General features: G+C 72.8%; 20 protein-coding genes and 1 pseudogene. 11 read left to right on the forward strand and 10 right to left on the reverse strand.

The genetic code is table 11. The annotated features are described in order from the left end of the window. Nucleotides 1–2: 2 nt before the first annotated feature. The 3 genes from ACSMTC_RS29220 to ACSMTC_RS29230 all read left to right on the forward strand — a co-directional run bounded on the left by ACSMTC_RS29220 (nucleotide 3) and on the right by ACSMTC_RS29230 (nucleotide 2592). A complete protein-coding gene (locus ACSMTC_RS29220; RefSeq protein ID WP_436562710.1) occupies nucleotides 3–752 on the forward strand; it encodes a thioesterase II family protein in 750 nt (249 codons plus the stop codon). A 4-nt stretch (nucleotides 753–756) separates the two neighbouring features. Next, complete coding sequence (locus tag ACSMTC_RS29225; protein ID WP_436562711.1) at nucleotides 757–1899, forward strand: acyl-CoA dehydrogenase family protein; 1143 nt, start codon at nucleotides 757–759, stop codon at nucleotides 1897–1899. Between the two features lie 90 nt (nucleotides 1900–1989). After that, nucleotides 1990–2592 (forward strand): helix-turn-helix domain-containing protein, encoded by a 603-nt coding sequence (locus ACSMTC_RS29230; protein ID WP_436562712.1) that lies wholly within the window; start codon nucleotides 1990–1992, stop codon nucleotides 2590–2592. Between the two features lie 46 nt (nucleotides 2593–2638). Here ACSMTC_RS29230 and ACSMTC_RS29235 read toward each other — a convergent pair whose 3' ends face one another. Next, on the reverse strand, nucleotides 2639–3613 hold the full coding sequence (locus ACSMTC_RS29235; protein WP_436562713.1) for an NAD(P)/FAD-dependent oxidoreductase: 975 nt from the start codon (nucleotides 3611–3613) through the stop codon (nucleotides 2639–2641). 216 nt (nucleotides 3614–3829) lie between these two features. Between ACSMTC_RS29235 and ACSMTC_RS29240 the strand changes: the two are divergent. The 3 genes and pseudogenes from ACSMTC_RS29240 to ACSMTC_RS29250 form a co-directional block, all read left to right on the forward strand. Then, nucleotides 3830–4074: pseudogene (locus ACSMTC_RS29240) on the forward strand (IS1380 family transposase); the annotation flags it as partial. Nucleotides 4075–4128: 54 nt separating this feature from the next. Continuing rightward, nucleotides 4129–4443 (forward strand): metalloregulator ArsR/SmtB family transcription factor, encoded by a 315-nt coding sequence (locus tag ACSMTC_RS29245; RefSeq protein ID WP_436562714.1) that lies wholly within the window; start codon nucleotides 4129–4131, stop codon nucleotides 4441–4443. Further along, nucleotides 4440–4853, forward strand: coding sequence for an SRPBCC family protein (locus ACSMTC_RS29250; protein ID WP_436562715.1), 414 nt, complete (start codon nucleotides 4440–4442; stop codon nucleotides 4851–4853). Before ACSMTC_RS29245 ends, ACSMTC_RS29250 begins: the two co-directional genes overlap by 4 nt. Nucleotides 4854–4883: 30 nt before the next feature. On the opposite strand, the gene ACSMTC_RS29255 is transcribed toward ACSMTC_RS29250, so the two are convergent. From ACSMTC_RS29255 to ACSMTC_RS29295, 9 genes are all read right to left on the reverse strand, one after another. Next, complete coding sequence (locus ACSMTC_RS29255) at nucleotides 4884–5747, reverse strand: ROK family protein (protein ID WP_436562716.1); 864 nt, start codon at nucleotides 5745–5747, stop codon at nucleotides 4884–4886. 104 nt (nucleotides 5748–5851) lie between these two features. Further along, entirely contained in the window at nucleotides 5852–6283 is a 432-nt protein-coding gene (locus tag ACSMTC_RS29260) for a GNAT family N-acetyltransferase (protein WP_436562717.1), read from the reverse strand. Between the two features lie 59 nt (nucleotides 6284–6342). After that, nucleotides 6343–7101 (reverse strand): polysaccharide deacetylase family protein, encoded by a 759-nt coding sequence (locus ACSMTC_RS29265; protein WP_436562718.1) that lies wholly within the window; start codon nucleotides 7099–7101, stop codon nucleotides 6343–6345. After that, entirely contained in the window at nucleotides 7098–8387 is a 1290-nt protein-coding gene (locus tag ACSMTC_RS29270) for a glycosyltransferase (RefSeq protein WP_436562719.1), read from the reverse strand. The genes ACSMTC_RS29265 and ACSMTC_RS29270 overlap by 4 nt, the downstream gene beginning before the upstream one ends. Nucleotides 8388–8868: 481 nt before the next feature. Next, on the reverse strand, nucleotides 8869–9159 hold the full coding sequence (locus ACSMTC_RS29275) for a metal-sensitive transcriptional regulator (RefSeq protein ID WP_436562720.1): 291 nt from the start codon (nucleotides 9157–9159) through the stop codon (nucleotides 8869–8871). 141 nt (nucleotides 9160–9300) lie between these two features. Beyond that, on the reverse strand, nucleotides 9301–10587 hold the full coding sequence (locus ACSMTC_RS29280; RefSeq protein WP_436562721.1) for a YbfB/YjiJ family MFS transporter: 1287 nt from the start codon (nucleotides 10585–10587) through the stop codon (nucleotides 9301–9303). A 186-nt stretch (nucleotides 10588–10773) separates the two neighbouring features. Further along, nucleotides 10774–11076: a heavy-metal-associated domain-containing protein gene (locus tag ACSMTC_RS29285; RefSeq protein ID WP_436562722.1), complete on the reverse strand. Its 303-nt coding sequence runs from the start codon at nucleotides 11074–11076 to the stop codon at nucleotides 10774–10776. 398 nt (nucleotides 11077–11474) lie between these two features. Continuing rightward, the gene (locus ACSMTC_RS29290; protein ID WP_436562723.1) at nucleotides 11475–12383 is read right to left on the reverse strand and encodes a M56 family metallopeptidase; all 909 of its coding nucleotides are present in this window, start codon (nucleotides 12381–12383) and stop codon (nucleotides 11475–11477) included. Continuing rightward, nucleotides 12380–12748 carry a BlaI/MecI/CopY family transcriptional regulator gene (locus tag ACSMTC_RS29295; RefSeq protein ID WP_436562724.1) on the reverse strand — a complete coding sequence of 123 codons (369 nt, stop codon included), beginning with the start codon at nucleotides 12746–12748 and terminating at the stop codon, nucleotides 12380–12382. Before ACSMTC_RS29295 ends, ACSMTC_RS29290 begins: the two co-directional genes overlap by 4 nt. A gap of 222 nt (nucleotides 12749–12970) precedes the next feature. Between ACSMTC_RS29295 and ACSMTC_RS29300 the strand changes: the two genes are divergently transcribed. From ACSMTC_RS29300 to ACSMTC_RS29320, 5 genes are all read left to right on the forward strand, one after another. Then, nucleotides 12971–14179, forward strand: a complete 1209-nt coding sequence (locus ACSMTC_RS29300; protein ID WP_436562725.1) for a trans-sulfuration enzyme family protein — start codon at nucleotides 12971–12973, stop codon at nucleotides 14177–14179. A gap of 251 nt (nucleotides 14180–14430) precedes the next feature. Continuing rightward, nucleotides 14431–14931, forward strand: coding sequence for a MaoC family dehydratase (locus ACSMTC_RS29305; RefSeq protein ID WP_436562726.1), 501 nt, complete (start codon nucleotides 14431–14433; stop codon nucleotides 14929–14931). Between the two features lie 47 nt (nucleotides 14932–14978). After that, nucleotides 14979–15809 (forward strand): class I SAM-dependent methyltransferase, encoded by an 831-nt coding sequence (locus tag ACSMTC_RS29310; RefSeq protein WP_436562727.1) that lies wholly within the window; start codon nucleotides 14979–14981, stop codon nucleotides 15807–15809. Nucleotides 15810–15834: 25 nt separating this feature from the next. Continuing rightward, entirely contained in the window at nucleotides 15835–16887 is a 1053-nt protein-coding gene (locus ACSMTC_RS29315; protein ID WP_436562728.1) for a class I SAM-dependent methyltransferase, read from the forward strand. A gap of 27 nt (nucleotides 16888–16914) precedes the next feature. Next, complete coding sequence (locus ACSMTC_RS29320) at nucleotides 16915–17808, forward strand: diiron oxygenase (RefSeq protein WP_436562729.1); 894 nt, start codon at nucleotides 16915–16917, stop codon at nucleotides 17806–17808. Nucleotide 17809 lies beyond the last annotated feature (1 nt).

A 17809-nucleotide genomic window follows, 5' to 3' on the forward strand; every position in this document is an offset into this window, starting at 1 on the left:
CCGTGCGGCCTGAATCCAGCTCACCAGTGCTGCTCTACTGCTTCCCGCACGCCGGGGCGACCTCGCTGGTCTACCGGGGCTGGCAGTCGTCGGGCGAGCCGCACCTGTCGGTCCGGGGCGTGGACGCTCCCGGCCGGGGCACCCGCCGCCGGGAGCGCGGGGCCACCGGCTTCCACGCCCTGGTGCGGGCCATGGCCGACCACGTGGTGGCCGACCTGCTGGCCGAACGGGAGCGATCGGCCGGCCTGCGCTGGGCGACCTTCGGCCACAGCTTCGGAGCGACGATGAGCCTGGCGGTGGCCGCCACGGTGGCCCGCCAGGTCGGTGTGCCGCCCGTCCGGTCCGTACTGTCCGGGGCGGTGCCGCCCCGGCTCCAGCGGCCCGGCGCGCTGCTCGCCTCCGTACCCGACGAGGAGCTGCTCGCCCGGACTGCCGCCGACGGCGGGACGCCGCCCGCGGTGCTGGCCCAGCCGACGATGAGCCGCATCCTGCTGCGGATGCTCCGCGAGGACGACGCCGTGCGGGCCGAGTTCGCGCAGGAGGCCGCCGGGCTGCGGGTGGACTTCCCGCTCACCCTGATCGCCGCCCGGGAGGACGTGCACGCCCCGCCGGAGAAGGTCTGGCCGTGGTCCGCGCACAGCTCGGCCCCGACCCGCCGGGTCGAGATCGAGGGCGGCCACTTCGCGGCCGTTCAGCAACCCAAGGAAACCCTGACGACCATCGCCGACGACACCGACCCAGGGGAGGGGTGACCGCATGGCCCGCAAGCGATACGAGGCGGAGCACGAACACTTCCGGGACATGTGCCGGGAGTTCCTGAGCCGAGAGGTGGTGCCGTACCACGCCCAGTGGGAGCGGGACGGCATCGCCGACCGCGAGGTGTGGCGCAAGGCCGGGAAGGCCGGGCTGCTCGGCATCGGCGTGGACCCCGAGTACGGCGGGGGCGGCGATCCCGACTTCCGCTACCCGGCGGTGTTGGCGCAGGAGATCATGTGGGCCCGGGCGACGGCGCCGACCTTCGTGGCGCACAACGACGTCATCGCCGGCTATCTGGCCGAGCGGACCACCGAGGAGCAGCGCAGGCGGTGGCTGCCGGGGCTGTGCTCGGGCGAGCTGATCGCGGCGATCGCGATGAGCGAGCCCGACGCGGGCTCCAACGTCGCCGACATCCGCACCACCGCCTTCCGCGACGGGGACGGTTACGTCCTCAACGGGCAGAAGACGTTCATCACCAACGGCGAGCACGCCGATGTCGTCGTGGTCGCCGCCAAGACCGCTCCCGAGCGCGGCGCCCAGGGCATCAGCCTGCTGGTGGTGGAGCGCGGCGCGCTGGGATTCACCCGCGGCCGCCGGATGGAGAAGCTCGGCTGGCACGCCAGCGACACCTGCGAGCTGTTCTTCGACGACTGCCGGGTGCCGGCCGAGAACCTGATCGGCAAGGAGAACGCGGGGCTGGCATATCTGATGGCCGGGCTGCCCCGGGAGCGGTTGAGCATCGCGACCGTGGCCCTGGGCGCCGTCGAGCGGATGCTGACGGACACCCTGGAGTACGCGAAGACCCGGGAGGTGTTCGGCCAGACCATCGGCGGCTTCCAGCACAACCGCTTCCAGCTCGCCACGATGGACACCGAACTGACCATCGCTCAGGTCTTCCTGGACCACTGCATCACTCGACTCAACGCCGGCCGGCTGTCCGTCACGGACGCCGCGAAGGCGAAGTGGTGGACGACGGAGTTGCAGGTGGACATCGCCGGCCGGTGCCTGCAGATCCACGGCGGGTTCGGCTACCTGAAGGAGAGCGCGATCTCCCGGGACTGGGCCAACAGCCGGGTACAGACGATCTACGGCGGGACGACGGAGGTGATGAAGGAGCTGATCGGCCGGTCGCTCGGTCTCTGACGTCACGGCACCGCCCACCGGCCTCCGGCGGGCGGTGCCAATGTGGCATCTGTGATTGCGAGTTCGGGGGCAGCGCGATGTAATGACGGCATGACACAGTCCCCGACCATCGCTCAGGCCCTGTCCGAGGTCGGCCCCCGGCTCAAGCGGCTGCGCACCGCCCGCGGTGTCACCCTGGCGGCGCTGGCGGAGGCCACAGGGATATCCAAGAGCACGCTGTCGCGACTGGAGGCGGGCCAGCGCCGCCCCAGTCTGGAACTGCTGCTGCCCATCGCCCAGGCCCACCAGGTTCCGCTCGACGAGCTGGTCGGCGCCCCGGAGGTGGGCGATCCGCGCGTCCGGCTGAAGCCGCACCGGGTGAACGGCAACACCGTGCTGCCACTGACCCGTCAGCCCGGCCCGCTGCAGAGTTACAAGATGATCCTGCCGGACCGTCGTACCACCCCGGAGCTGTGCACCCATGAGGGGCACGAGTGGCTGTACGTGCTCTCCGGGCGGTTGCGGCTCATCCTGGCCGACCACGACGTGGTGCTCGGCCCCGGCGAGGTGGCCGAGTTCGACACCCGGCTGCCGCACTGGTTCGGCAGCACCGGTGACGGTCCGGTCGAACTGCTGAGCCTCTTCGGCCGTCAGGGCGAGCGGATGCACGTGCGCGCCCGTCCGACAGTGCGCACGCCCGCCTCCGGCGGCTGAGCCGGGACGGGCGTGCGGATCGAGGCGTCGCCGGGCGCGGGCGGGGTCAGGTCGTGGGGGCGGGCGACACGGACCGATACGCCGCGAGGGCCTGCTCGACCTCCTCGTCCACCAGGTCGTGGTTGAGCGCGAAGGCGGCGGCGGCCCCCATGCCGGCCGCGGTGACGGCCTGGGCGCGCGGGTCCACCACGTTGCCGACGGCCCACAGCCCGGGGCGGGTCGTGCGGCCGGCCCGGTCGGTGACAAGCCAGCCGCCGCCGTCCTTCTCGCAGCCGAGGCCGTCGAAGGGCGCGTCGTTGGGGGTCATCCGGGGGAAGAAGAACACCGCGGCGCACTCCAAGGTCCGCCCGTCGGCGAGCTCCACCGCGTGCAGCCGCCCGTCCTTGGTGAGCAGGCAGGACACCGGCCCCTCGGCCACCTTCACTCCGCGCGCGTCCAGGCGCTCCCGCTCCTCGTCGCTGAGCGGCTGGGTGTGCGGGACGTACACGACGTCATGCGACCACTGGCGCAGCAGCAGCGCCTGCCCGGCGGACGCCGGGTGGACACCCAGCACGACGAGCGGCTGGTCGCGCACCTCGTAGCCGTGGCAGTACGGGCAGAAGAGGACATCCTTTCCCCACAGCGCGCGCAGGCCCGGGATGTCGGGCAGTTCGTCGCGCAGCCCAGTGGCGAGGACGACGTGGCGGGCATCCAGTGTCGCGCCGCCGACCAGCCGGACCAGGTACCCGTCGGCCTCGCCGGCGTCCACCTGGTCGACCTGACCGTTGATCAGCACCGCACCGTACCGGGAGATCTCGGCGCGCCCGGTCTCCAGCACTGTGAGCGGCGGGACCCCGTCACGAGAGAGAAAGCTGTGCATGTGGGCCGAGGGAGCGTTGCGGGGCTCCCCGGCGTCGATGACGGCGACGCTCCGGCGGGCCCGGGAGAGCACGAGCGCGGCGTTCAGCCCGCCCGCTCCGCCGCCTATCACGATGACGTCGTACGAGGTTCGGTCGGTTGTGCTGTTGATTGCGCCAGTCATGGCGATCACCTCCGCCGCAAGGGTGCGGCTGAGGGGAGATCACGAGCAATTTTTGTTGCCGTTCCTGGAACACGATCTGGCCTGAGGGACCTTGTTGGCGGATGTGACCTGACCTGCTGTCGCCCTCACACTGCCAGCGTGAGGGCGAGCTGTTCGCAGTGGGAAACGCGGGTTGTACCGAGCGGGGTGTCGGTCCACCAGGCGTCGAGGCGGTAGAGGTTCTCCGTCAGCTGGTCCATCACCGAGCCGGTCCGCCGGGCAATCCGCCACCTGCCCGACCAGGTCTGGGCGTGTCCCGCCCTGCAACGGGACGGCTCGCTGCGCGAAGCGCCGGGGTCGCCGAGTTGACCGGCCTGGTCGACCTGCTCGAGGGCACCCGGATCCTCGTCCGCCGCGAGCGACCGCACCCCGGCGCCCGGCTCCCCCTGTCGGACCTGGACGAGGGTGTGCGTCACCAGGTACGCATGCGTCGGAAAAATTTGACATGTCGGGCTTCTCCGACGCAAGGTTGCGGCATGGCGGAAGTCGACGTGTTCGCCGCGCTGGCGAACCCCGTGCGGCGAAAGCTGCTGGAAACCCTTCAGAGTGGGCCTCGTGCGGCCGGTGAGCTGGCTGGCGAATTCGAGCTGAGCAGGCCGGCGGTCTCCGAGCACCTGGCCGTGCTCAGGAGCGCGCGGCTCGTGCGTGAGGAGCCGCGCGGGCGGCATCGTTACTACCACCTCGAGGCATCCCCACTCGCTGAGGTGGGGGAGTGGCTCCATCCCTTCGAGCGGTATTGGCGTGCCCGGATGACCGCTCTGCGTGACCTTCTCGACGAGGAAAACCCGTGACCGACCCCGCCGTAATCCACTGCGACCAGTTCCTGTCCCACCCGCCGGCCGTGGTGTGGCGAGCCCTGACCACACCCGAGCTGCACGCCCGCTGGTGGGCCGCCGGAGACGTACGGCCCGTCGTCGGCCACCGCTTCAGCCTGGACATGGGCCCCTGGGGCGAGCAGCCCTGCGAGGTGGTCGCGGTCGAGCCCGAGCGGCTGCTCAGGTACAGCTTCGCGCCGTCCACCCTCGACACCACGATCACCTGGCGGCTCGAACCGGAGGGCACCGGCACCCGCCTCTTCCTGGAGCACGCCGGCTTCGACCTCGACTCCCCGCTGGGCAGGACCGCCTTCCAGGGCATGGGTGCGGGCTGGCCGAAAGTGCTGGACCGCCTCGCCGCCGTCCTGGCCGAGCCCTCCGCCTGACTCGCGTCCCCGGTACATCGGCCTGCGGCGTCAGACGTACTGCCGGACCCACGACTGTCCGTCGGCGGCCGCGGTGGCCAGCCGGATGGCGCCGCGGGCGACGACCAGGTCCGGATCCCTGATCTGGTCGACGGTGCAGGAGTGCCACAGCTCGGGTAGTGCGTGGGTCCGTGCGGTGGCCAGGGCGGCGTCCCAGTAGCCCCGGTAGCCGAGGGTGCCGCCCGCCACCCGGATCGCGTCGGGGTTCAGGATGTTGACCAGCGAGGCGAGCGCCAGTCCGAAGACCTCGCCGGCCGCGTGGACGATGTCCTCGATCCGGCGGTTGCCGTCGGCGAGTGCGGCGTGAACCCGCTCCGGTGGCAGGCCCGCGGCCCGTACGATGGCAGCGCCTCCCGCCAGTTCGTCGAGACGGCGGACGCCCTGTGCTCCGGGGACCGGCAGGCTGCCGATCTCGCCGGCCCAGCCTCGTGCGCCGCGGAGGACCCGCCCCTCGGACAGGTAGGCCGAGCCCACCGCCGTGCCGCACACGACCACCGCTGCGGTGGCGGACCTCGGGAAGTGGGCCGTCTCCTGTGCGAGCGCGCACCGGATGTCGTTGACCAGCAGCGACGGGCCCCAGTCGGCGGCCGTCCCCGTCCAGCCCGCGAGCCGGGGCAGTACGTCGGAGACCTTGACCCGCCCGTCCTCGACCAGCCCGGGTACCGCGATCCCCATGGCGGTAGGCCTGAGCTCGTGGTCGGCGAGGAACGCCCGGACGGCCGTCTCGATCCGGTCGGGGGTGGTCGCCGGGCCGGTCGCCACCCGCCGGGTGAGCGCCCCTTCCAGCTCCGGCCCTTCGGCGAGCATGAGCACCTTGGTCCCGCCGACGTCGACACCTACCGCTGCACGCCGCAACGTCCCGTCCCCTCCACCAGGTTGACCGATCCGCTGCCCAGCGTAGAGCGCCCGGCCCGCGGTTCGCCGCCTGTCGCGCGGCTCGCGGTACGCGGCGACGGGCGTCAGGGAGTGAAGCTCATGTGCATCAGCTTCCGGGGATCGGGGAAGGGGGCGAATCCGACCTTGGCGTAGACCCCGTGGGCGTCCTCGGTCGCCAGCATCACCCGCCTGAGCGCATAGGGGGCGAGGTGGTCGCGGACGGCGGTCGCCAGCCAGGTGCCGAGGCCCTTGCCCCGGTGGTCGCGGTCGACGTAGACGTCGCAGAGCCAGGCGAAGGTCGCCAGGTCGGTGACCACCCGGGCGTAGCCGGCCTGTGAGCCGTCCGCCGAGTAGACACCGAAGTTGACGGACGCCCGGACGGACTGCTCGACCGTCTCGCGGGTGCGGCCGAGCGCCCAGTAGGTGTCGGTCGACAGCCAGTGGTGGACCAGGCCGATGTCGAGGCGGTCCGGATCGGTGTCGATCTCGTGTCCGTCATCCCTGCGAGTGATCACGGGTTGGGACGGTAGCACCGGAAGCCGGTCAGCGCGCGGGATTTCGCGGACCCGGGAGGTCACACCGTGGCGGTGGCGGCGCTCCGGTGCTCGCGCAGCGGGCCCAGGTTCAGGCCGCGGGCGTGGCAGGCGTCGATCAGGCGGGGGAGGGCGCCGAGGGTGGAGCGCCAGGAGCCCGGGGCGGCGGTGCAGTCGGTGTCGTGGAGCAGGACGGTGCCGCCGCCCGCGAGTCGGCGGGTGACCGTGCGGTGGACCGAGTCGGGGGTGGCGGTGGCGGTCCAGTCGCGGCCCCAGGCGCTCCACAGGACGGGGGTCAGCTCCAACTCCCGTGCGGCGGCGAGGGCTCCGGCGGTGAGGACTCCGTACGGCGGCCGGTACCAGACGGGGTGGGTGCCGGTCAGGTCGGATATGACGTCGAGACCCCGGGCGATGTCGTCGCGGACCGCGCCCGGAGAACGGACGAGCAGGCAGCGGTGTTCGTAGCCGTGGACGGCGATCTCGTGGCCCGCTGCGACCAGTTCACGGCCCAGGCCGGGATCGCGGACCAGCATCCGGCCGAGCAGGAAGAAGGTCGCCCGGATGCCCGCCCGGTCCAACTCCCTCAGGAAGTAGGGGGTGGAGGCCCGGTCGGGGCCGTCGTCGAAGGTCAGGGCGACGTGGTCGGGATCGCCGTACCCGCACAACTCCGGGGTGAGCCAAGGCCGTACGGCGTTGAGGGCGCTGAGCGCGGGTGCGGCGTGGGCGACCGCGAGTGAGGCCGCCGCGAGTGCGCCGGAGACGGTCAGGGCCCTGGTCACGGGGCCGATGAGACTGCTCACGAGGCCAGCTCCCGGGTGTTGTCGCGGCGGAGTGCCGACACGGTGGTGGTGGAACGGGCGCCGGGTGCGGCGACGGTCGCGCCGGCCAGTGCGGCGATCACGTGGTCCGCGGGCACGGTGGTCTCGGCGGGACGGGCCGGGGCGGTGCGCAGCGCCTCGCGCAGCAGCGGGGCGAGTTGTCCCGGGGTCCGGATCCACGCGGCGAGCCCGGCGTCGTCCAGGGCGGCGGCGTTGGTGACGCCGTGGCCGGGCAGGCAGCGGTAGCTGACCACGGGCACGCCGGTGGCCATCGCCTCCAGGGAGGTGAGCCCGCCGGCGTTCTGCACCACCACGTCGGCGGCGCGGAGCAGCGCGGGCATGTCGTCGACCCAGCCGAGCGCCACACCCACGCCGTCCCCGGCGAGGCGTTCGCGCAGGGCCTCGTTCCGTCCGCACACCGTGACCGGTGTGGCCAGGCCGGTCGCGGCGATCTCCCGGGCGGCGAGTTCCACCTCGCCCACACCCCAGGAGCCGGCCACCACCAGGGCGATGGGACGCTCGGTGGGCAGGCCGAACCGCAGGCGCTCGCGGAGCCGTTCGTCCGCCGAGGCCGCCGGGCGGAACTCCGGGGCGACCAGTGGGCCGCCGACCAGTACGCCGTGGGCCCGGTGCCCGCGTGCCTGGGCGGCGGATACCGGGTGCAGCGCGAGATGCAGATCGACTCCGCGCGCCACCCAGAGCGGGTGCACCGACATGTCGGTGAGGAAGGTGACCACCGGTGCCGTGAGCCCGCCGCGTCGGCGGAGCCGGCCCAGTGCCTGGCTGGCCAGCGGGTAGGTGGACACCACGGCGCCGGTGTCGGGGCCGATCAGCGCCCGGGTCCGGCGTGCGGCGGCGCGGCCCGCGAGGGCGCTGACCAGTGCGGAGGACCAGCGGTGCCGCTGCAGGCCGTCCAGCAGCCAGCCCCAGGCCCAGGGCGCGACCTGGAGTTCCAGTTCGTAGCTTGCCCGCAGCAGCCGGCCCCAGCCGGGCGGCAACAGGTCGAGGAAGTCATGGCAGTCGACGGTGATTCCGAACTGCCGTAGGCGGCGCACCAGTTCGCGGGCCGCTCCGTCGTGCCCGGCGCCGATGCTCGCGGACACCACGGTGACGCGGCGGTGCGGGGAGCGGTCGGCCGTCCGCTGGATCCGGTGCTGCGGAGTACGTCTGCCACCGACCAGCGCCAGATGGCGGATCTCGTCCTCGCCCGCCGCTGTGGCGCCCGTCGCACCGCTCTCGGACGGCTCCGGGACGTGGGACTGGGGCATCGGGGGCTCCTAGCGCAGGCACGGGGCCGGAACCTCCGTCCGGCGGTGCGGCTCAGCATCACCCCGCGACGCTGAAGCCAGCCTGAAGCAAGCTGAAGATCACTTCAGCGCACCGGGTGCGAACGGTCCGTGACCGGGCACGGCCGTCCGGCCCGCGACCGCGGGGCCGCCGCAGGTCGCGGCCGGCGGGGCGCGGTGCTCACGAGGTGGTCGGCACGCGGGCGCGGTCGGGCGCAGGAACCGAGCCAGGGGCGGGAGTTCGCGTGTCGGGCAGGAGCGGAAGCATGGAAGCGCTTCGAAAAGGGAGGGCGCGCTGGAAGAGCGGAGGCGCGTTGAAAAGGGCTGCCGGTCCGCAGGCGCCCGGTCCCGCCGCGAGCGCGCGTGTGGGACCGGGCGCCCGCGGACCGGTTCCGGGCTCGGGGCACCGCAGACCGCGGTAGGGGCGGACTGCGGCGGGGAAGTCACCCGCTCCGGTGACGGGTCAGGAGCGGACCAGCCGGGCGATCGCGGCGTTGGCTTCCTTGAGCTTGAGCGCGGCCTCGTCGCCGCCCGCGTTGATGGCGTTGCTCACGCAGTGGGCGAGGTGCTCCTCCAGCATCTGCAGCGCGAAGGACTGGAGGGCGCGGGTGCTCGCGGAGACCTGGGTGAGGACGTCGATGCAGTAGGTGTCCTGCTCGACCATCCGCTGGAGACCGCGGATCTGGCCCTCGATACGGCGCAGCCGCTTGAGGACGTCGTCCTTGTGGTTGCTGTAGCTGTGCTGCTCGGCCATGGGCGTACTCCGGTTCCCTCAAGTGCTCGGCTCTCGCCTGGTCGGGCGGACATTTCCATCGGCGATGCCGGCCGGATCTGTCGGTGCGTCACTCGTGGCGGCCGTCTCCCGGGCGTGTGCCACGCCACCGGCCAGCCTACTTTACCCGGGGACGGTATCCCTCGAAACGGGGGCGGCCGGGACGGGTGGGGCGGAACGGGCCCGTTGGGCGAGCGCGGTGGCGGCGGCCAGCGCCAGGAGCACCGCGCCGATCGCCAGCCCGGCGGCGGTGCCGCTCGGTCCGTCGGAGAGGGTGCCCGCCAGCAGCGGCCCCAGGCACTGGCCGAGGGCGAACACGGTGGTCAGCCCGGCGATGGCGGCGGTCCAGTAGTGCTGGGGCAGGCTGTCCCGGGCACAGGTGGTGACCGCGGTGATCACGGAGAGGAAGGCGGAGCCGAAGAGCACCGCGGAGGCGTAGCTGACCGGGGCGGCCGAGGAGAGCAGGGGCAGCGTGGCGGCGACGGCGGTGACGGCCATCAGCAGTGCGCTGCCCCGTCCGCCCCGGAGCCGGCCGAGGACCCCGCTCCAGGCGAAACCGGCCACCACGGCGGCGCAGCCGAGGGCCACCCAGAACGCGGTGACCAGGCCGTCGCCCGCGCCGTGGCCGCGCAGGTGGGCCACGATGAAGGTCATGTAGGCGATGTAGCCGGAGCCGTACAGTCCGTACGAGACCAGAAGTGCGAGCAGCGGACGGGCCGGCCAGCGCAGGCCCGGGCGGGGGTCGGTGCGGGTGGGGCCGGGGGCGGCCGAGCCCGGCAGGCAGGCGGGGATCGCGACCAGTGAGAGGACGGCCAGCACCAGCCAGGCGGTGCGCCAGCTCGGCGGGCCTTGGTGGCCGCCGAGGACGACCGGGACGGCTGCTCCGGAGACCGCCACCCCGAGTCCGCCGCCGGCGAAGTACACCCCGAGCAGCAGCGCCGAGCGGCCGGGGGCGGCGTCCGCGCCGAGGCGGGCGGCCAGCGTGCCGCCGACGATCAGTGCGACCGCGCCCGCCGCACCGGCGATCATGCGGACCACGAGCAGGTAGGTGAGGTCGGAGGAGGCGGCGGTGGCGGCCAGCGAGACGACGGTGGCGGCCAGGCTGCCGAGCAGCGCGGGGCGTTCGCCCCGGCGGGCGGCGACCGAGGGCGCGGCCAGCGCGCCGGCCAGGTAGCCGACGGCGTTGGCGGTGGTCAGCGCTCCCGCGGTGGCCATCGACCAGTGCAGGGAGGTGCGCATCGCGGGCAGGACCAGCGCGTACGCGAAGCGGCCGAGCCCGAGCGAGACGGCCGGTGCGGTGGCCAGGCCGAGGGCCGCGGCCGTCGAGCGGACGGGGCCGGGCGTCGCCCGGGTGTTCGCGGCGGTGTCCACGGGGCTGCCGGTCGCGGGTGGTAACTGACGGATCGTCATGGCGCTCCTTGGCGAGGCCGAGTGAGCCGCGGGTACCGTCGTCGGTGCTTCAGGCCGGTGTGCGCGTCCTGCGGTTCACGGCTGAGCCACCGGGGCCGTGGGGTGTTTCCGGCCCCGGTGGCGCGGGTGGCCCGGGGTGTGCGCGGTGTGGCTGACGGCGCGCGCACGCCCCGGGGGTCCGGTGGGTCAGACCAGCTCGTAGCCGGCCTCGTCGATGGCCTCGGCGACGGCGCCGCGCTCCAGCGGCTGCTCGCTGTCGACCGTGACCTTGCCGGTGGTGAGGTCGACCGCGACCGCGGTGACGCCGGAGATCTTCTTCAGCTCCGCGGTGACGGAGCTGACGCAGTGTCCACAGGTCATGCCCTGGACGACGTAGACCTCGCGGGTGCCGGTGGCGGACTCGGCGGCGGGGGCGGAGCCGCACGAGCCGCCGCCGCAGCAGGAGCCTGCGGCCTCGGTGACGTCTGCGGTCAGGAGGTTCTCGGACATCGGGTGCTCCCTTGCTGGATCTGTCGCGTCAGGCGATCCGGCGGTCCTGTGGGCCGCCGACTCTTTGAACATACCATACCCCCCCAGGGTACTGTCAGCGGTGTACGGAAACCCGATGGGGAAGCATGATGGCTGTGGCGGTGGTGACTTGAGACGACTCCGCGTCGGCTGGAGGCGTCCGGGTGCGGCGGGCCAGGCTGCTCGGAGGTGGCGAAGACGGGGCCGGCGCGTGGCCGACGGCCGGCCGGGCTCGACCGCGGTCCACGGCGGCACCGGAGGGTGGTGGCCCGGTGGCCGCTCGCCGAAACCGAGCCCGGGCCCGAGCCCGAGCCCGAGTCCGAAGTACGGTGCTCCGCCGGCCCGCGGGTGTGTGATCCGGCGGAGGCCCGGCGGACCCCTCAGCCCGGCGTCGGCCCGCAGGTGACGAAGTACGGCAGCAGCGGTGCGGTGAGCGCGAGCAGCAGTACGGCCCCCCGCGCCACCGGATGCAGCCCGATCCGCGGTCGCAGCAGCCGCTTGAGGCGGAGCAGTACCGTCGGCCCGCCCGCCGCGAGCGCGGTCTGCGGCACGCCGCCCGCGGCGACCCCGCAGATGGCGGCGGCCAGTTCCTTCGGTGTGCAGCTGCGCAGGGCGTGGTCGTCGGCGACCATCTCCAGCAGGTCGGCGGTGTGCGCGCGGGCGGCGCGGGCGAGCGGGACGCCGGGGAACGCGCGGGCGAATCCCTCGGCGAGGGCGAGGGAGAGGTGGTGACGGCCGCGCAGGTGGGCCCGTTCGTGTTCGAGGACGGCGTGCAGCTGCTCGGGTGTCAGGGCGTCGAGGGTGCCGGTGGTCAGGACGACGCGGGGGTGCCGCCCCGGAAGGCAGTACGCGGCGGGGGTCTCGTGCTCCAGGATGACCGCCCGCAGGCCGGGTTCGGGCCGTGCGGCCAGGTCGAGCAGGGAGAGGTGGCGTCGGCGGTGGCGGCGCGAGCGGAGCAGTGCGGCACCGAACCAGCCGAGCGGCCAGGCCGCGGTGACCCCGATCGGCAGCAGCAGCCCCGGCCCCTCCGCGCCGCGTTCGGCCGGGGGAGTGTCCTCTCTGCCGAGCCAGATGTCGATGGCGCCCAGCAGGCCGTGCAGGTGCTGTCCCGAGCGGGTGGCGTGGTAGACGGCCATGGCGAGGGAGACGACGAAGGTGAGCATCAGTGCCCGCCAGAGCGCCAGGGCGGCACGTGGCGAGCGGTGGGTCCAGCGGGCCCGGCTGAGGGCGGGCGGTGCGACCCACCCCACGACGGCGCAGTAGCCGGTGAGGACGGCGGCGGCGATCACTGCTGGTCGGCTCGGTCGATGGCCTGGAGTGCCTGGCGCAGCGCCTCCTGCTCGTCCGGGGAGATCTGTTCGACGAACCTGGCGAGGGCGGTGGAGCGGTCCGGGCTGACGCCCAGCGCGTCGTGCATCAGGGCCGCCGTGTAGGCCTCGCGGCTCCGGGTGGGCTGGTAGACCCAGGCCCGGCGCTCCTTCTCGCGGCGCAGGTGGCCCTTGTTGTAGAGGATGTCGGCGACCGTCATCACGGTGGTGTACGCCACGGGGCGCTTCCGGTTGAGGTCGTCGACGATCTCCCGGACGGTGGCGGGCCGCCCCCAGCTCCACAGGCGGTCCATGATCTCCGCCTCCAGCTCCCCAAACCGCCGCATGCTGGCGCCCCCTTCTCGTCGCACCGCCCCCCGCTTCGGCCCTCATGGTAGTCGAGCCCAGGGCCGCACCAGGCGGAGTCGGTGAGGTCGGTACCCTCGGGGGGTAGGGTATCGACTGCTGAGGCCGGGCGGTCCGCGCAATGCGAGCGGCGGCGAACCGACTTGGGAAAGCCTGGGCGTTTTCGGTGCGTCCGAAGCGCGCGGCTGGGCATCGTGGCCGGCATGACAGCTACCATCTCCGGCGCCGGCCCGCAGCCGGCCTCCCGTCCGCAGACCCGCGCCGTCCACATCACCGCTCCCCGGCCGACGGGCAGCCGCCCGCTGGCCGTCCCGCTCTACCAGACCTCCGGCTTCGCCTTCGAGGACCCGGACTCCATCGCCGACGCCATGGCCGCTCCCGGCGGCGACTTCGTCTACACCCGGCGCGGCAACCCGACCACCGGCGCCCTGGAGTCGGTGCTCGCCGACCTGGAGGGCGGCGCCGCCGCGATGGCCACCGCCTCCGGGATGGGTGCGATCAGCTCGGTGCTGCTCGCGCTGCTGCGCCCCGGTGACCACGTGATCGCCCAGCGGTGCCTGTACGGCGGCACCTTCTCGACCCTCTCCGATCTCCGCGAGCGCTACGGCGTCGAGGTCACCACCGTCGGCGGGGACGACCCGGAGGAGGTCCGCGCCGCGCTGCGGCCGAGCTCCCGGCTGCTCTACCTGGAGACCATCGCCAACCCGACCACCCAGGTCGCCGACCTGCCCGCGCTGCTCGCCGTCGGGCGGTCCGCCGGACTGATCGGCGTGGTCGACAACTCGCTCGCCACGCCGCTGCTCTGCCGGCCCATCGAGCTGGGTGCCGACATCGTGGTCCACTCCACCACCAAGTACCTGGGCGGACACTCGGACGTGGTCGGTGGCGCGGCCGTCTTCGCGGACCGGGAGCGGTACCGCGAGGTGTGGCAGCGGGCGGTCGAACTCGGCGCCACGGTCGACCCGTTCGCCGCCTGGCTGACCATCAGGGGCATCCAGACGCTGCCGCTGCGGATGCGCCAGCACTGCGAGAACGCCTCCTTCCTGGCCCGGCGGCTGGCCGGGCACCCGGCGGTGTCGGAGGTCCACTGGCCCGGCCTGGAGAGCCACCCCAGCCACCTGGTGGCCAAGCGGCTGCTGTCCGGCTACGGCGGGGTGTTCGCCTTCGACCTGGCCGGGGGCCGGGAGGCGGGCCGCCGCTTCATCTCCGGGGTGAGGCTGGCCTCGCTCGCCCTGTCGATGGGCGGTGTGGAGACGCTGGTCGCCCATCCGGCGAGCACCTCGCACCGGGAGCTGGGGTCGGAGCAGCTGGCCCTGGCCGGTATCGGTGCCGGCACCGTACGGGTCGGGGTGGGCATCGAGCACCCCGAGGACCTGTGGGACGACTTCCGGCAGGCGCTGGCCGCGCTCTGAGCGCGGCGCGACGGCCCGGTCCGCCGGCCGCCGGGCCGACAGTGTGTCAACTCGCGTTCCCGCAGGTGAACAAGTGGATCCGACCCCGAATGACCCGTTCGTCCACCGCATCCGACGGGACCCGCAAAGATTTGGATTGACCAAATTATTTGCTCGATCCTATGTTGGTTCCGGCCCTGAAGAGCACCTCACTCCCGAGTGAGACGGTGTGCGGCCGCCAGGTCGCGCTCATTCGCAGACAAGAGGAACTCATGTACTACTTCGAGGACTTCACCGCCGGGGACGACTTCGATCTCGGTACGGTCTCCCTGACGGAGCGGGAGATCATCGAGTTCGGCACCCGCTGGGACCCGCAGCCCTTCCACGTCGACCCCGAGCAGGCGGCCGGATCCCCGTACGGCTCGCTGATCGCCAGCGGCTGGCAGACCGCCTCGATGTTCATGCGCCGCTACGTCGACGGGCTGCTCTCCGACAGCGCCTGTGCGGGCTCGCCCGGCGTGGACGAGATCCGCTACATCCGCCCGGTCCGGGCGGGCGACCAGCTCACCGCCAAGGTGTACGTCCTCGGTACCGGGCCGTCGTTCGGCCGTCCGAGCACCGGCATCGTCAAGCCGCGCTGCACGCTGGAGGACACCGACGGCCAGGTGGTCTTCAGCATGGTCCTGCACAGCATCTTCGAGCGTCGGGCCAAGCGCGAACCGGTCGGCAGCATGCCCGGCGCCAGTTTCTCGCCGGACCCCTGCCACCCGTAACCCGACCGCCGAGCAAGCGAATTCAGACAACCCGAAGGGGGCCCTCCGTGGAGGCCGTATCCCGTACCGCCCAGTGGACCGCCGCCGCGCGAGCCCTGGAGTCCGAGCGGACCGACGCGCTGTTCGTCGACCCGTACGCCCGGACCGTCGCCGCCGACACCGGATTCAGGCTGCTCGACCGCTACGCCGGGGCGGGCACGGTCGAGTTCCTCGCCATCCGCACCACCTACCTGGACCGCGCGGTCCGGCAGGCCGTCGCCGAGCGGGGGATCCGGCAGGTCGTCTTCCTCGCCTCCGGCATGGACACCCGCCCGTACCGGCTGCCGTGGCCCGAGGGCGTCACCGTCTACGAACTGGACCGGCCCGCACTGCTGGAGGCCAAGGCGCAGCTGCTCGCCGAGGCCGCCGCCGAGCTGCCCGCCGGGGTCACCCGCCACCCGGTCGCGGTGGACCTCGCGAAGGAGTGGAGCGACGCGCTGTGCGCCGCCGGGTGGCAGGAGCGGACGCCGACCCTGTGGGTGGCCGAGGGCCTGATGTTCTTCCTCCCCGAGGACGCGGTGCGCCGGCTGCTCACCACCGTCGCCTCCGTCTCCGCCCCCGGCACCGTGCTGCTGGGCGACTTCGCCAGCCGGGTCTCCCTGATCAACCCGATGGCCCGCAAGTTCCTCGGAGCGCTCAAGGAGGACGGCAACCCCTGGCTGTTCGGCACCGACCACCCGGAGACCTTCCTCACCGAGTGCGGCTGGCAGCCGCAGGAGGTCAGGCAGCCCGGTGAGGAGGGCGCCGAGTTCGACCGCTGGCCGTACCCCGTGGTGGACCGCGCGGTGGCCGGCGTGCCGCGCTCCTTCCTGTTCACCGCCGACCTGCCGCAGGCCTGATCAGGGCCCGAGAGGAGGAACCGACATGACCGCAGAGACCGCCGCCGAGTTCCACCAGCGGGTGATCGACGACGCGGGCGCCGCCGTCCGGGGCCTGACCGTCGCCCTCGGTGAACGCCTCGGCCTGTACCGGGCGCTGCACGGTGCGGGACCGCTGACCATCGACCAGTTCGCCGAGCGGGCCGGCATCCACCCCAGGTACTCCCGCGAGTGGCTGCACGCGCAGGCCGCCGCCGACTACGTCGCCCACGACCCCGGGGCCGGCACCTACGAGCTGACCGACGCCCGGGCCGCGGTCCTCGGCGACCCGGAGTCCGCGACCTACGCCGCCCCCTTCTTCACCGCCCTCAAGGCGCTCTACGCGACCGAGGACCAGCTCACCGAGGCGTACCGCACCGGCGGCGGCGTCGGCTGGGCCGAGCACCACGCCAGCCTGGACTCGGGCATGGGCAGCTACTTCCTGCCCGGCTACCGGGCCAACCTGGTCCAGCACTGGCTGCCCGCCCTGGACGGCGTCACCGAGCGGCTCGCCGAGGGCGGCCGGGTCGCCGACATCGGCTGCGGCCCAGGTCACGCCACCCTCCTGATCGCCCAGGCGTTCCCGAACGCCGAGGTGTACGGCTACGACTACTCCGAGGAGGCGATCAGCCAGGCCCGCGAGAACGCCCGGGCCGCCGGTCTCGCCGACCGGGTGGTCTTCGAGGTGGCCGGCGCCGACGGCATCCCCGGCGGCAAGTACGACCTGATCACCTACTTCAACGTGATCCACGACCTCGGCGACCCCGCGACCGCCGCCCGCCAGGTGCGCAAGGCGCTCGTACCGGACGGCGTCTGGATGATCGTCGAGCCCAACGCGCACCCCGCCGTCGCGGACAACACCAGCCCGGCCGGCCGGCTGTTCATGAGTCTGTCGGCCGTGATGTGCCTGCCCGTGGCCGCCGCCGAGAAGGGGCCGTACGCCCTCGGCAACCACGCCGGCCAGGACGCCCTGGGCGAGATCGCCAGGACCGCGGGCTTCACCCGCTGGCGCCGCGCCACCGAGAGCGCCGTCAACGCCGTGTACGAAGCCCGCCCCTGAGACCGCCCACCCTACGGAGAACGCCAGATGACCACCGCGACACCCGACCTCAGCGACCGGTTCCGCGAACTCCTCGACCGGCTCTCGCACAAGTCCGTCGAGGACTACTACAACCCCTACCAGACCTTCGACTGGGCCGACGAACTGCCCGAGGACGACTGGTGGATGAGCCCCGACCTGCTCTCCGTCCACGGCTCCGCGCTCCACGACGGGCTCGACGAGGCGACCCTGAAGAGGCTCTCCAAGTGGGAGAGCATCAACTTCTACAGCCTCAACGTGCACGGCATCCGGGAGCTGATCATCGAGGTCGTGGACCGGATCCACACCCCCGGCTTCGAGATCCCCTCGGACTTCTTCCACCACTTCATCGGTGAGGAGAACGAGCACATGTGGTTCTTCTCCGAGTTCTGCCGCCGCTACGGCGACAAGATCTACACCGGCGCCGCGCTCAAGTCCGCCCCCACCGAGAAGCGCGCCCCGGAGGTGGAGAACTTCCTGGTCTTCGCCCGGATCCTGTTCTTCGAGGAGATGGTCGACTTCTACAACACGCGGATGGCGCAGGACACCACGCTGCACGAGACCATCCGCCAGGTGAACCGGATCCACCACCAGGACGAGTCCCGGCACATCGCCTTCGGCCGCGAACTGGTCTCGCACCTCCACCAGCGGATGAAGGCCGCCGTCGACGAGGCCGAACTGCGCGAGGTGGAGGCCTACCTGAAGCGCTACATCGTCTTCAGCCTGCACTCCTTCTACAACCCGCACGTCTACCGCGACGCCGGCATCGCCGACCCGCTGGCCATGCGCGAGGCGCTGATCGAGGACGAGGGCCGAAAGGCCGTGCAGCGCAAGGTCATCCGCAAGCCGATGGCCTTCTTCCTCAAGTCCGGCATCTTCTCCGACGACAGCCTGCCGGACTGAC

The organism is Kitasatospora sp. HPM-01-4, assembly GCF_051374625.1.
GTDB lineage: Bacteria > Actinomycetota > Actinomycetes > Streptomycetales > Streptomycetaceae > Kitasatospora.